This window comes from Pseudofrankia saprophytica (assembly GCF_000235425.2).
GTDB lineage: Bacteria > Actinomycetota > Actinomycetes > Frankiales > Frankiaceae > Pseudofrankia > Pseudofrankia saprophytica.
Genome location: NZ_KI912266.1, coordinates 4,202,303 through 4,216,632, shown reverse-complemented (window position 1 = coordinate 4,216,632; position 14,330 = coordinate 4,202,303). Strand labels below are relative to the sequence as shown.

Below are 14,330 nucleotides of genomic sequence, written 5' to 3'. Positions count from 1 at the left end.
CGACCAGCAGTGTTTCGCGCCCCTGACGTCTGACAGGATTCCCCGTGACGTCGCGCAGGCTGAGCGCGCGGCCGACTCCTGGACGCTGGTGGCGATCAAGACCAGTTCGCACCGCCTGCGGTGGAACAGAAAGCGCCCGTCCCCCGAGAAAGGGGACGGGCGCTTTCTTACCGCGGGAGGGTGTTACGGGACATCCACCACGGGGCTGCCGGGAAGGCAGCGGTCGGGCAGCGGCGAACCCCCACACCCCGTCAGAATTCGAAGGATCTGCGGGTCGTGGTCGCTGGTCTGGTCGGAGAACTCGGCGTTGATGTGCACCACGCCGTACCCGTAGCCCTTGATGGTCGGGCTGATCAGGATGTGGTCCAGCACCTGCGAGTTGCCGTCGAACACGTAGCTGTACTGCTCGTTCGCGGGCAGGTCGTTGATCAGCGTCCTCAGCAGCGTGCCGTTGTCGGTCAGCGTCGCCAGGGTCGGGCTGAACTGGTAGTCGTTGAGGTCACCCAGGACGACCACCCGGGCGGTGTTGCCGCTCTTGGCGGCCAGGTCGGCGACGAAGTTGCGAACCTCGGTCGCCTGGGCACCGCGCTGGGTCTCGGAGACCCGGTTCGGCGGCTGCACCGCGGCGGTGAGCGGGTAGTCGCCACCCTTGCTGTTGAAGTGGTTGGCGATGACGAACAGCTGCTTGTCGCCGTCGTAGTTGAACTCGCCGACCAGGGGCTTGCGGCTGGCGTTCCAGGCGGAGCTGGTCGGGTTGATGCGGCCGGGAGAGGCCGACAGGAAGATCTGGTTGCTGGTCGGGCGCTCCTTCTGCACGGTCACGGCCGTGTTGGCGTCGCCGCCGGGACGGTCGACGAAGGTCACCCGGGCCGGGTTGAACAGGAACACCTGGCGGATGTTGCCGCCGGGCGCGCCGCCGTCGGTGCCGTTGTTGGGGTTGATCGAACGCCAGGCGTAGGTCGGGCCACCGGCCGCCACGATCGCCGCGATGAACTTGTTGACGGTCTGATCGGCGGCGACGGTGCCGTCGTCGACGGTGCCGTTGTTGTCCTGGATTTCCTCCAGGGCGATGATGTCCGGCTTGCCGAGGTTCACGACGACGGCCTGGGCCAGCCGCGCGAACTTGGTGTCGGGGTCGCCGGCGGCGAGGTTCTCGACGTTGTAGGTGACGATGGAAAGGTCGCCACTCTTCTTCGGTGGGTTGACCTTCTGCGGCTTGAGCCCGCCCTCGGTGATGGCGCCGAGATCGGTGGTCTGGATGACGTATCCACCGAACGACTGGTAGTCAACGACGCCGATCGAGCCGCCCGCGAGGGTGGAGCCGACGTTGGCGGCGGGGGCGCCGTTCAGGGCAGCGAGCATCAGACGCCCGCTGTTGGGATCAGCGTAGGAGGAGTACACCGTGCCGCCGCGCGGGGTGGGGTTCTGGTTCGGCTTCAGGGTGACCCAGAGCTCACCGAACTCGGTGTTGACCGGGCTGACGAGGCGGGTGTCCTGGGCAACGGCGACCCGCATGCCCTCGTGGACCTCCAGCCAGTCGAGCACGTACGAGTTCGGCTCGAGGGGCTGGGCCTCGAGGCTGCCCGTCTTGGTGAAGGCGTCGGCGAAGGTGACGGGGACCGGCGCGGGCAGCGCGTTGCCGCTCGTCAGCTTGACGGTGTTGATCGAGCCGCCGAGCTCGGTCAGCGACTGCGCACCGGTGGCGGGGCGGAACTCGCTGACCCGGCCGGTGGTCAGCACCGAGTCGCCGCTGACGACGGCGGGGCTGGTCGTGCCCGTGAAGACGAAGATGCCTTCGCTGGTCAGCGGGTCGGCGTCGGCCGACGGGTCCTGCATCCAGTAACCGCGGGAGTTGCCCGTGGTGCGAACGGCGGTCACGATGCCCGGCACGTTGGTGACGTTCTGACCGACGATCGGGGAGATCCGGCCGGCCCCCTGGATGTCGTGGATCCGGGTGGTGCCGGGGGTCGGGTCGGTCGGGCCACCAGGGTTGTCGGTGGCGGTCACGGTGGTGCCAGCCGTGTTGGTGGCCTTGGGCACGCCCGAGGTGAAGTCGACCGAGTTGTTGTCGGTGTCGGTCAGGGCACCGCCGCGGGCGTCCGCCGTACTGTTGGTCAGCCCGGGCGCGGCGAGGGTCTCGACGTTGGCGGTGGCGCCGTAGCCGACGAGGTCCTTGACGTTCGGCGCGGTGGAGCAGGAGATGCCGCAGCCGACCAGCGGGATGGCGGCGGTGCTTAGGGCGACGACGCCGGAGGTGGCCGACATCGGGACACTGCCCGTGGCGTCGGGGGCCGGCAGGTCGAGCGTGCCGGCCGCGCCGGCGGCTTGCTGGACCAGGTAGCGGCCGTTCGCCGGGATCGAGCCGTGCAGGGCCGTCATCTGGAAGACGGCACCCGCCGCCGAGGCGTACTGAACGCTCCAGCCCTCGACGCTGATCGGGCTGGCCGTGAGGTTCGCCAGCTCGATGAAGTCGTTCTTGAAGGCTGCTCCCGAGTTGCCGCCGCCGCCGTAGACGGCCGAGATGACGACGTCGGTCGACAGCGCGTTCGCGGGGGCCGGGATCGTCGTCAGGGTAGCCGCGACCACGAACGGCAGACTCGCCGCCATGATCCAGCGGCGCGCTCTGAGTTTTGGCACAGGTGTCCTACTCCTAAAGGGAAGGTTCTCCCCAGGAGCATGGTGCTCGCCGTGATCTGGTGGAAGTACCTATTCCGGTGAACTGTCGTGATGACTCTAGGTGTTCCTCGTCTATTTCCATCGCGTTTCGCTGCCGGTGGGGACGGCGTCGAGGTAGGCGGGTCGATGGGCGCCTCGGCATGACGGTGACCAGCCAGAAGTCGGCCGCCACCGCCGGCGCGCGGGTAGTCGCCGGCTCGTCCGGCCGACCAGCCGGCGCCGCTCGACGAAAGGTGGGATGGATGCGGACATTTCGACCGCCTTTGCCGGGCTCGAAACACTGACCGGGCACGAACGAAGACGCGACCGGCCGCTTGGTCCGGTAACGGACGGTGTGCGGGTGCCCGTCGTTCCCATCCTGCGGCTACCGACCGGCGGCGGCGCGCAGGGGGCCGGCGCACCAGCGGTCGACGTCGGCGCGGCCGCGCAGGCGGACGATCGGGAGCTCGGGACGCCGCTCGCGCAGGGCGGCGATCCGTCGCGAGCTCTTGTGATGGGTCGACCATGCCCAGCGCACGATGTGCTCGCGGTCGGTGAGGATCGTGCGCAGCGGCGGCTCGATGTTGCCGTTCCAGAGGACCTCGCGGCGCAATCGGCGGCGCAGGGTACGGCGGATGACCTGGCGCATGACCGTTCGGCGGGGCAGGTCGAGCCAGACCATCAGGTCGGCCCGGTCGGCAAGCAGGTCGCGCGCTTCCCGGTACTGCCACTCCGTGACCCAGGCGGACCCGCCGCTGAACGCCTCGACGTCCGCCAGGAACGACTCCCGGCGCGTCCAGCCGGGACCGTGGAACAGCCCGTCGATGTCGACGTGCGGAATTCCCAGCGTCTCCCCCACTCGCCGGGCCAACGTCGTCTTTCCCGACCCCGACGTCCCCGCCACCACCACCCGCCGCGGTCGCCCCGGCAATGGATCCGTGTCCGCCAACATCACCACTTCGCCGAGGATAGCGATCGCCACGACCGCGACCGTTGCGGCGAGCTGGTGAGGACCGGTGAGGAGAACCGAGGAGAGGTGAGAAAGGTGAGGAGTGGCCGCAGGGCGAGGCCGCGGACCCGGCGCCAGGTCAGCCGCCTCTCACGCTCGGCCCGGGAAAGCCGAGGCGGCGGGCGAGGTCCGGGGCGGCCGCCAACAGCGCGGGCGGGCCGAACACGGCCACCGCGAGTGCCCTCTCGTCCGGCCCGCCACCCGTCCTGAGCTCGGCACGGTCCGCGCGCAGCTGCGCCACGAGCCGGTCACCCGCCGGGGTCCGGGGACTTGACACCGCGATCACGACGAGCGCGGCGACGATCGTCACCACCAGCTCGAAGATGAGGAACCCCAGCGAGGAGTGCCGCGCGTGGCCGGACACCACGCGTCGGAGACCGACGGCGAACAGCGGGACGAACACCAGGGCCGCCAGCCGGACCGCCCGGACCTGCTCCGGGGACGGGGACAGGTGCTGGCGGACCAGGTGCGCACGCAACGCCGCCAACGCCGGGTCCGCCGCCAGGTAGCCGGCCAGCCGGGCCGGTTGGCCGGTGCCCGTCGCGCCGATCCTGGCGCGCACCGCCGACTCGGCGGGGCTGAGCAGCCAGGGCAGGCCGGTCAGCGTCAGCGCGCCCGCCGTCGGCCCGGTGGCCACCAGTTCCCGCGCGTGCAGATGCACTACGGCCGTCTCCACGACCCGCTGTGGGCCGCCCGTCAGGTAGGCGACCTCGTCCCGGGTCAGGGCGTTCGGACTGACCGTCGGGGCCTCCCTCGGCCCACGTGCCCACCGGACGAGGAACGCCGCCACGACCATCAGGGCGAGCAGCGTCAGGGCGTAGCCGATCACGAAGTCCGGGCCGCTGGCGCCCCAGTCGACATCGCCGCCCGAGCCGCCGGAAAGGCCGCCGCCCGCCTGAACCGCCCCAGCCATGGCTACGCCGCGCCGCGCCGCGCCGAGCTGGGCTAGGGCTTGCGGCCGACGCCGCAGTGGCCGTCGACCGGAGCGGGCAATGCGCCGTCCGGGGTGGGGTCCGGCCGCCAGTGGGTGTGCGGCACGACTCCCGGGTCGACCAGCTCCAGGCCCTCGAAGCGTTCGGCGAACCGTTCCGGCGTGCGCAGGATGTAGGGAAGCGCCCCCGACTCGTTGTAGTCGTCCTGCGCGTCGCCGAACCCGCTGTCGCCGGCCGGCTGGGTCCCGTCATAGCTGGCCAGGTAGCTGCCCGAAGGCAATGCGTCCAGGTACTGCTTCACGATGGATCGCAGCTCAGCGTCGTCGGGGATATGACCGAGGACACCCATCAGCATCAGAGCTACAGGCCTGGTGAAGTCCAGGGTCCCGGACGCGGCGGCCAGGACGCTCTTCGGGTCGCGCAGGTCGGCGTCGAGGTAGTCGGTGACGCCCTCGGGAGTGGTCGCCAGCAGCGCGCGGGCGTGCGTCAGAACCAGCGGGTCGTTGTCGACATAGACGATCCGGCATTCCGGGGCGACGCGTTGGGCTACCTCGTGCGTGTTGTCGGCGGTGGGCAGGCCGGTTCCGATGTCGAGGAACTGGCGGATCCCGGCCTCGCCGGCCAGGTAACGCACCGAGCGGACGAGGAAACCGCGGGAGGCACGCGCGAGCTCCCCGATGCCGGGGAACACCTTCAGGTATTCCTCGCCCGCCGTCCGGTCGACTGGATAGCAGTCCTTGCCGCCAAGCCAGTAGTTCCAGATACGTGCGGAATGCGGCACCGACGTGTCTATCGAGTCCGACAAGGCGACGACCTGGTCGGAGCCCTGCGCGCTGGTTGCCGACGGTTCTCCGACCATGTGGGTGGTCTCCGCGTGGTATAGGACGGCCAGTTCGCCCACCCTATCGCCGACCGTACCGGACCTACCACCCCCCGCAGCCCCGATGTTCTACCCGCCGGAGCGCCCCGGCATTGTTCGCAAGCAAGAAGGAGGCGCCCCGGCGGAGGAACGGTCAGGCGGGGTCGTAGGCGAGGTTGGGGCGCAGCCACCGCTCCACGTCGGCGACGTCCTTGCCCTGCCGGGCGGCGTAGTCCTTGACCTGCTCCCGGGAGATGCGGCCGACGGTGAAGTAGCGGGCCGCGGGGTTGGCGAAGATCAGGCCGCTGACGGCGGCAGCGGGAGTCATGGCGTAGGACGACGTCAGGCGCATTCCCAGCTGCTCGGCACCGAGGATGTCGAACAGGGCGCGCTTCTCGGTGTGGTCGGGGCAGGCTGGGTAGCCGAGGGCGGGACGGATGCCGCGGAAGCGCTCGGCATGCAGGTCCGCCAGCGCCGGCTCGGCCTCGGGCTCGAACCAGGCGCGGCGGGCCTCGAGGTGGATGTACTCGGCGAACGCCTCGGCGAGGCGGTCGGCGAGCGACTTGGCCATGATCGACCGGTAGTCGTCCTGGGCGGCCTCGAAGCCGGCGGACAGCGCCTCGGCGCCCTGGATGGAGACCGCGAACGCGCCCATGTGGTCTCCCCCGCCGGCCGGGGCCACATAGTCGGCCAGGCAGCGGTTCGCCCGGCCGGCCGGCTTCTCGGTCTGCTGGCGCAGCATCGGGAAACGGACCTCACCACCCCCGGCGCCGGCAGCAGCACCGGCACCGGTTCCACCGGCGCCGGCCACGTCGAAGACGAGGTCGTCGACGTCGGCGTGGGCCGGCCAGAAGCCGTAGACCCCGTGGGCGGTGAACGACCCATCGGCGATGATCTGGTCGAGGAGGGCGTTGGCCTCGTCGAACAGCTCCCGCGCCACGGGCTCGTCCAGGATCGCCGGGTAGGTGCCCTTCAGCTCCCAGGCGAGGAAGAAGAACCGCCAGTCGATGAACTCGCGCAACTCCGCGATGGTGGGCGTCACCGTCCGCGTCCCGGTGAAAGCCGGCGTCGGGAGGCCCTCGAAGCTGACCTGCTCGCGGTTGGCCCTGGCCTTCGCGAGCGAGAGCAGCGGGCGCTGCTGGCGGTTCTCGTGCTGCTCGCGCAACGTCGCCTGCTCCTCGCGGTTGCGCACGTCCAGCGCCGCGGCCCGGTCGGAGTCGAGCAGGTCGGAGACGACCCCGACGACGCGGGACGCGTCGAGGACATGCACCGTCGTCCCCTCGTAGGCGGGGGCGATGCGCACCGCGGTGTGCTGGCGCGACGTCGTCGCGCCGCCGATGAGCAGCGGCAGCTTCAGCCCGCGCCGCTCCATCTCGGCCGCGACGCTGACCATCTCGTCCAGCGACGGGGTGATCAGCCCGGACAGGCCGACCGCGTCGGCGCCCTCCGCGACCGCCGTGTCGAGGATCTTCGTCGCCGGCACCATCACCCCGAGGTCGATGACCTCGTAGTTGTTGCAGCCGAGGACGACGCCGACGATGTTCTTGCCGATGTCATGGACGTCGCCCTTGACGGTCGCCAGCACGACCTTGCCGGCACCGCGGCCCGGGTCGATGCGGCCCTCAGCGAGGGCCTTCACCTTCTCGGCCTCCATGTACGGCTCGAGGTAAGCGACGGACCGCTTCATCACCCGGGCGGACTTCACGACCTGCGGCAGGAACATCTTGCCCGCGCCGAACAGGTCACCGACGACCTTCATGCCGTCCATCAGCGGGCCCTCGATGACCTCGAGCGGCCGCGCGACCTGCTGCCGCGCCTCCTCCGTGTCCGCCTCGATGAAGTCCACGATGCCGTGCACGAGGGCGTGCGAGAGCCGCTCGCGCACCGGCGCCTCCCGCCAGGACAGGTCGGCGCCGCGGCGCGGCCCGGTGGCGCCGCCGCCGGACGCGCGCAGCTCCTCGGCGTAGGTGACGAGCCGGTCGGTGGCGTCCTCGCGGCGGTCGAACAGCACGTCCTCGACGAGTTCGAGCAGGTCGGCCGGGATGTCCTGGTAGACGGTCAGCTGGCCGGCGTTGACGATGCCCATGTCCAGCCCGGCCTGCACGGCGTAGTACAGGAACGCCGAGTGCATCGCCTCGCGGACGACGTCGTTGCCGCGGAACGAGAACGACAGGTTCGAGATGCCGCCGCTGGTCCGGACGCCCGGGCAGCGCTCCTTGATGATCGGCAGGGCGTCGATGAAGGCCTTGGCGTAGCCGTTGTGCTCGGCGATGCCGGTGGCGACGGCGAGCACGGCCGGGTCGAAGATGATGTCCTCGGCCGGGAAGCCGACCTCCGGGGACGTCAGCAGCTTGTAGGCCCGCTCGCAGATCTCGACCTTGCGCTCGGTGCTGTCGGCCTGGCCCTGCTCGTCGAAGGCCATGACGACGACGCCCGCGCCGTAGGAGCGGATCAGCCGGGCGTGCTCCAGGAAGGGCTCCTCGCCCTCCTTGAGGCTGATCGAGTTGACCACGCCCTTGCCCTGCACGCAGCGCAGCCCCGCCTCGAGCACGGTCCACTTGGAGCTGTCGATCATGATCGGGATGCGGGCGACCTCGGGCTCGGTCGCGATCAGGTTGAGGAACGTCGTCATGGCCTGCTCGCCGTCGAGCAGGTCGGCGTCCATGTTGACGTCGAGGATGTTCGCCCCGCCGCGGACCTGCTCGAGGGCGACGTCGACGGCGCCCTGGTGGTTGTCGGCCTCGATGAGGCGGCGGAACTTGGCCGAGCCGGTGACGTTCGTCCGCTCACCGATCATGACGAAGCCGGTGTCGGGACCGATCTCGAACGTCTCCAGGCCGCTGAACCGGGTGCGCTCGGGTGGCCCGGCCACCGGCCGTGGCGTGACGCCGTGGACGGCCGCGGCCACCGCGGCGATGTGTCCCGGAGTCGTGCCGCAGCACCCGCCGACGATGTTGACGAGACCCGAGGTCGCGAACTCGCCGAGCAGCTGCCCGGCCTCGTCGGGGGTCTGGTCGTAGCCGCCGAACGCGTTGGGCAGGCCGGCGTTCGGGTAGCTGGCGACGTGCGTACCGGCCAGACGCGCGAGCTCGGCGACGTAGGGGCGCATCTCGGCGGCGCCGAGCGAGCAGTTCAGGCCGACGACCAGCGGGTTCGCGTGCGCGATGGACGTCCAGAAGGCCTCGACCGTCTGCCCGGACAGCGTCCGCCCGGACATGTCGACGATCGTGACGGAGATCCACAGCGGCAGGTCGGGCGCGGTCTCCTGGGCGGCGGCGATCGCGGCCTTCGCGTTGAGCGTGTCGAAGATGGTCTCGATGAGCAGCAGGTCGACGCCGCCGTCGGCGAGCGCGGCGATCTGCTCGGAGTAGGAGGCCTTGACCTCGTCGAACGTGACGGCTCGGTAGGCGGGCTCGTCGACGCGCGGTGACAGCGACAGCGTGACGTTGAGCGGGCCGATGGAGCCGGCGACGAACCGGGGGCTACCCGTCTCCGCCGCGACCTCGTCGGCGGCCTCGCGGGCCAGCCGCGCGCCGGCCAGGTTCATCTCCCGGACCAGCGGCTGCAGGCCGTAGTCGCCCTGGCCGATGCTGGTCGCGGTGAACGTGTTCGTCGTGACGACGTCCGCGCCCGCGGTCAGGTACTGGCGGTGGACGTCCTGGATGACGTCCGGGCGGGTGAGGTTGAGCAGGTCCGGGTCGCCGGTGACGTCACGCGGATGGTCGGCGGGGACGAAGCCGCCGAGCCGGTAGTCGGCCGGGGTCAGGCCCACGCCCTGCAGCATCGTTCCGTAGGCGCCGTCAAGGATGACCACCCGTTGGGCGAGCAGATCCTTGAGCGCCTGGATCCGTCGCGCCCGCTCGTCCTCGCGAACCTGGTTGACGGCGACGACCACCTGGCTACCTCCCGCACACGTTGTGGGAGGCGCCCTTGGGGATGCTGAAACCAGCCGAGCGTGGCGGGCCCACTCAGTGACTCAGCAGGCAATCCAGCATCCGTGGCCCGTCGCAGCGCCTCTCGACCTGCCTACGACCTTACTAAGTCGCGCCGCCATGTCACACGTGGGCCTCGCCGCCTCGCGACGCTCTGCCGCGCCCTGTCACGGATTCCCGGGCCAGGAGCCGGCAACGTCAGGGCCACACCCACCAGCCGCACGGACCACACCCTCAGTCGCTTCCTTCGCCAGACCACGCGTGAACAGGCGGAGAACGCTGAGAGACAGGGAATGAGTGGCCGGCGTCACAGATGAGTGGTTGGCATCACATCAGTCTTTGCTGGGACTAAACCAGTTGACGGGCGGATTTGTCCTCGGCAAGGCTCCTTTAAATCCACCTTCAGGTGGGAGCGACCGCGCCTGCCCGTCGTCGAGCTCCGAGGAGGTCCAGGTGGCCGTCGCGACGAACGACGCCCAGGGCCCGGCCCAGCCCGGGCCGCGGCGCGGACGCGACCACGGGCCCGGCAGGGATCCGGAGAGGGAGCCAGGCCCGGAGTCCCACCCGACCACCGCCCGCGCCACGGCGGCGGGCGCGGCGGGCAACGGGCTGCCGCGCTGGTGGCAGGAGATCCTCGGCATCGCGCTCCTCTACGGCGCGTACACCGGCGTGCGGGGCCTCAAGAGCGACGACCTCGCCAGGGCGGACGACATCGGCCGCGAGGTGCTGCGCCTGGAGAACGTCTGGCACCTCAACCCCGAGCACAGCCTCAACGACTTCCTGGCGCACGTGCCGGCGCTGGCGGTGCCCGCCTGCTACTTCTACGCGACGCTGCACTACGTCCTCACGCCCGCCGTGCTGATCTGGATGTACCGGCGCAACCCAGGCCACTACCGGGTCGCGCGCAGCACGATCCTGCTGACGACGGTCATCGGGCTGGTCGGGTTCTGGCTGCTGCCGACGACCCCGCCGCGGCTGCTGGTCGGCGCCGGGTTCCACGACACCATGGCCGCCGTCTCGGGCTGGGGCTGGTGGGGAGGCGACGCGAGCGCGCCGCGCGGGCTGGGCGGGCTCACCAACCAGTACGCGGCGATGCCGTCGCTGCACTGCGGCTGGGCGCTGTGGTGCGGCTATCTCCTGGCCCGGTTCGCCCGCCGCCGGGCCGTCCGAGTGATCGGGGCGTGCTACCCGGTCATGACGACTCTCGTCGTCATGTCGACCGGCAACCACTATCTGCTCGACGCCGTCGCTGGCTTCGTCGACCTGCTGCTCGCCGTCGCGATCGTTCTCCTGGTCCGCCGGGCGCTGCCCCGCCGGCGCCGGCCCACCCCCACGGGGGCCGAGGACACGGGCGAGCAGATCCGTCAGCGGACGGCGGTGAGGAACGGGCTCGGGGTGCCGCTCCAGGACACGTAGAGCTGCTCGCGGGCGCGGGTGCAGGCGACGAACAGCGCGCAGCGTTCCTGCAGGAGGTCCACGGCGTGCGCGTAGGGGTCCTCGTCGACGGATGCCACCGAGCCGAGGGCAGGCACGAGCCCGTCGGACACGCCGACCACGGCCAGGCAGCGGAACTCCAGTCCTTTCATCCCATGCATCGACCCGACGGCGACGGGGCTTGCCGGGGCGACGCCCCGGCGGCCCTTCAGCTTCGGCTTGCTGAGCGCCCTGGCGATGATCCCCGCGTCGGTCAGCGCCGTGACCACCTCGTCGACGAGGGTGTTCCTGCGGGCCGCCACGCCGATCTCGGCCGGCTCGACGCCCGCGTCCAGCCAGCCACGGATCACCTCGACGAGGCCCTTGAGCTCGTCGGTCGGGGTCAGCGCGCCGACGAGCACCGGACGGCGGCCGTGCAGTTCGGAGCGGTATCCCGCGATCCGGTCGAGCCCACCGTCGAGGTCGTCGATCCGCTCGTCGCGCAGCATGCCGAGGCTCCACCCGAGGATCTCGGCGGTCGTGCGGTAGTTGATGGTCAGCCGGCTGGCCCGGCCGGCGACGTCGATGCCATGGTCCCGAAGAGTGACCCGGTGCCCGTAGATCCGCTGGTGGGCGTCGCCGGCGAGGAACAGGTCGTTCTGGTCGGGGCCGGCCGCGGCTCGCAGCAGCCGCCACTGGACGGGGCTGAGGTCCTGCGCCTCGTCGATGACGACGTGGCGGAACGGCCGGCGGCCGCCGGCCGGGACCGGGACGCCCGGCGCATGCGCGCCGAACAGGTCGGCGGGGACGGCGCCGGCCTCCAACAGCCGGGTCGCCTCGGCACAGACCATCGCGTAGGTGAGCGCGCCCAGCTCCCGCAGCCGAGCCTGGAAGGCCTCGACCGCGGCCCAGACCCGGGCGCGCTGCGCGGCGGCCAGCGCCCGGCCGCGCCCGGCGCGGGACGCTGCCTGGTACCCGGCCAGGTCGGTGATCCCGTGCCCGAGAATGACCTGGCGCCATTCGTCGGCGACGAACCGGTCGCCCAGCGCCAGCCCGTGCTCGGCGACGGTCTCCTGCCAGAGCACGGCCTCGTCGGAGCCGGCGAGCAGCGGCGGGTTGCCGTGGGCCGTCCGGTAGATCCGGTTCGCGACCTGGTCGACGGTGAGGACCGTGATCCGGTCGCGGATCTCGGCCTTCTCCTCCAGCAGGGCCAGGTTCGCCTCGATCGCCGAGGTCAGCGTCTTGGTGAAGGTGGTCAGCAGTACCGGGCCCTCACCGCCGGCGGCGAGGTGGCGGGCGCGGTGCAGCGCGACGACGGTCTTGCCGGTGCCCGGGCCACCGGTGACCCGGGCCGGGCCGCGGTAGTGGCCGAGAGCGACCTTGTTCTGGACGGGGTGCAGGAAGATCCGCCACAGGTTGAACGGGTGGCTCAGCATGTCCAGTAGCGCGGCGGGGCCGGAGACGAGCACCACCCGGTCCTGGCTGCGTTCGACGGCGGCCGTGACGTCGTCCGGGTCGAAGCGGGCTCGATCTGCCGTGACTCCGTCAGCGGCCACAGGCCGGGGCGCATCGCCGGTAAGGCCGGTGGCATCGGCCGCGATGTCCGCCCAGACCTCTTCGGGCGACATCCCGGCGGCCAGGCCGTAGAGCACCGACCACTGGCTGTCCGGCAGGAACGCCCTGGCCGTCTCGAGCTGGGCGACGTCGGTCAGGGCGCGGGCGAAGGCGAGCGTCTGGTCGTCGACGCCCAGCCGCCGCAGCGTCGCGTCGTCCACGTCCGCGAGCAGCCGCCGGTACCCGTCGACGCGGCTCGCCCAGCGGGTCAGCTCCGGCAGGGTCGCGTCGATCGCGACGCTGTCGCGGATCTCGATCCGGCCGGTGGCCGCGTTCACCGAGACCCGATGCCGCTGAGCCCAGGTGTAGGCCTCGTCGTGGGGCAGGACCTTGAGCAGGGTGAAGGAGTCGCCGCTGTCCGGGGCGAGGACGACGCCGCGCCAGAACTGGTCGATCCGGATCGTGCGCAGCCGACCGTCGCGCGCGTTACTGATCTTCTCGAGATGCAGGCCGGTGTGGGTGGCGTGCTCGAACTTCGCGAACGTGTCGGTGACCTTCTCCTGGACGGGCTTATCCAGCCGTGCGAAGTCCCGCAAGAAGTCCTTGTCGATACCCAGCCGAGCCACCGGAGCGTCCCCTCCCGTCCCACACCATGCGCACCCAGGCAACGGCTCGGCCATGCCGGGACATCGCTCCCTGCGCCGACCCGGGCGCGCCCCTTGAGACCATACGAGCGGTTCAGCCGCTATCCGTACGGCTCGCGCCATTTCTGTTGCTGTTGCACCGAGTCCTGTCTCACCGAGCGAGTCGCCACGGTCCGGCATCGAGGCACCCACCGATGCCTCTCGCCGCCCTCATCCGCTATCAGCGTGTGAGCTTAGGTCACTCCGCGCGATTGTTCGAACACTAGTTCGACCGTGTCGCCCTCCGGAGCCGGGGCCCGTCGCAGGTTCCTTCGTCGATCTAGCAATTCCCGGCGATCTAGCACTTCCCTGGCAATTGCTAGGTACAGAACGCACCAGCCTCGGATGGATCTCCTATCTGGCCCAGGGGACGACAGCCGTCCGATAGTCGAGGACGCCGGGGACCGCGCGCAGACTCTCGATCGTCACCCGCAGAGTCTCCATCGTCGCGGCAGAAGATCTTGGGACTACGGCCAACCGACTCATCATCTTCGCGTCTGGCGCGCCTGCCGCCGGGAAGGCCACGCTGGCCAGTGCCTCGACCTTCCCCGGATCTGCAAGGACGACATCAAGGAGACGCTGGTCGACGCTGGCGCCCGGCGAGTCCGGATCGGCTTGACCTCAAGTGCGGTTGAGGTTGCAACCTAAGACCTATGACCGCTACCGACGTCCCCGCCGCCGTCGCGCCTGGCTCCGAGGTGTTCAGCGACCGCGAACTGAGCTACCTCGCCGGCCAGCGGCTTGGCCGGCTCGCCACCGTCGCGCCCGACAGCAGCCCGCAGAACTCGCCGGTCGGCTTTCAGGTCCGCCCGGACGGCATCGTCGAGATCTACGGCTACAACCTCGGCGCCTCCCGGAAGTTCCGCAATGTCGCGGCGACCGGCGTCGTCTCGCTGGTTGTCGACGACATCGCTTCGGTCGACCCGTGGAAGGTGCGGGGAGTCGAGATTCGGGGCACCGCCGAGGCGCTGACGGACATCGACCCGCCCCAGACGTGGCTGAGCCGCGAGGTCATCCAGATCCACCCGCGACGGATCTTGTCCTGGGGGCTCGACCCAGACCTCGAAGGCATGCAGGCCCGCACCATACCGACCGCCACCTGAACGGCGACTTGAGGTCGGGCGCCAGACGAATCTGAAGGTCATCTGAAGCGCGCCCCGGGCGACGTGATCTCGAATCGACGCCGTCAACCACAAAACAAGCCAGCCTGCCGCACACCAACCCGCGCCTCGCGGCGACGGCCAAAGGTGAGGATGCCCGGCAGATGATGCGCCCGCTCGACAGGCATAGCTG

8 protein-coding genes are annotated in these 14,330 nt (G+C 70.6%); 2 read left to right on the top strand and 6 right to left on the bottom strand.

What is annotated here, in order from left to right; genetic code table 11:
* Positions 1 to 183: 183 nt before the first annotated feature.
* The 5 genes from FRCN3DRAFT_RS0217490 to metH all read right to left on the bottom strand — a co-directional run bounded on the left by FRCN3DRAFT_RS0217490 (position 184) and on the right by metH (position 9,350).
* Positions 184 to 2,637: an endonuclease/exonuclease/phosphatase family protein gene (locus tag FRCN3DRAFT_RS0217490; protein WP_007515347.1), complete on the bottom strand. Its 2,454-nt coding sequence runs from the start codon at positions 2,635 to 2,637 to the stop codon at positions 184 to 186.
* A gap of 403 nt (positions 2,638 to 3,040) precedes the next feature.
* Complete coding sequence (locus tag FRCN3DRAFT_RS0217485) at positions 3,041 to 3,637, bottom strand: P-loop NTPase family protein (RefSeq protein WP_007515348.1); 597 nt, start codon at positions 3,635 to 3,637, stop codon at positions 3,041 to 3,043.
* 106 nt (positions 3,638 to 3,743) lie between these two features.
* A complete protein-coding gene (locus FRCN3DRAFT_RS0217480) occupies positions 3,744 to 4,577 on the bottom strand; it encodes a TIGR04222 domain-containing membrane protein (RefSeq protein ID WP_007515349.1) in 834 nt (277 codons plus the stop codon).
* A gap of 32 nt (positions 4,578 to 4,609) precedes the next feature.
* The gene (locus FRCN3DRAFT_RS0217475) at positions 4,610 to 5,455 is read right to left on the bottom strand and encodes an SAM-dependent methyltransferase (protein WP_007515351.1); all 846 of its coding nucleotides are present in this window, start codon (positions 5,453 to 5,455) and stop codon (positions 4,610 to 4,612) included.
* 154 nt (positions 5,456 to 5,609) lie between these two features.
* On the bottom strand, positions 5,610 to 9,350 hold the full coding sequence (gene metH, locus FRCN3DRAFT_RS0217470; protein ID WP_007515353.1) for a methionine synthase: 3,741 nt from the start codon (positions 9,348 to 9,350) through the stop codon (positions 5,610 to 5,612).
* Positions 9,351 to 9,840: 490 nt separating this feature from the next.
* Here metH and FRCN3DRAFT_RS44945 point away from each other — a divergent pair, with 490 nt between their 5' ends.
* Positions 9,841 to 10,803 (top strand): phosphatase PAP2 family protein, encoded by a 963-nt coding sequence (locus FRCN3DRAFT_RS44945; protein WP_007515356.1) that lies wholly within the window; start codon positions 9,841 to 9,843, stop codon positions 10,801 to 10,803.
* Here FRCN3DRAFT_RS44945 and FRCN3DRAFT_RS0217460 read toward each other — a convergent pair.
* Positions 10,752 to 12,980, bottom strand: coding sequence for a UvrD-helicase domain-containing protein (locus FRCN3DRAFT_RS0217460; protein ID WP_007515357.1), 2,229 nt, complete (start codon positions 12,978 to 12,980; stop codon positions 10,752 to 10,754). The two genes, FRCN3DRAFT_RS44945 and FRCN3DRAFT_RS0217460, sit on opposite strands and share 52 nt — an antisense overlap.
* Before the next feature lie 710 nt (positions 12,981 to 13,690).
* On the opposite strand from FRCN3DRAFT_RS0217460, the gene FRCN3DRAFT_RS0217455 reads away from it, so the two are divergent.
* Positions 13,691 to 14,140, top strand: a complete 450-nt coding sequence (locus FRCN3DRAFT_RS0217455; RefSeq protein WP_007515358.1) for a PPOX class F420-dependent oxidoreductase — start codon at positions 13,691 to 13,693, stop codon at positions 14,138 to 14,140.
* Positions 14,141 to 14,330: the final 190 nt, after the last annotated feature.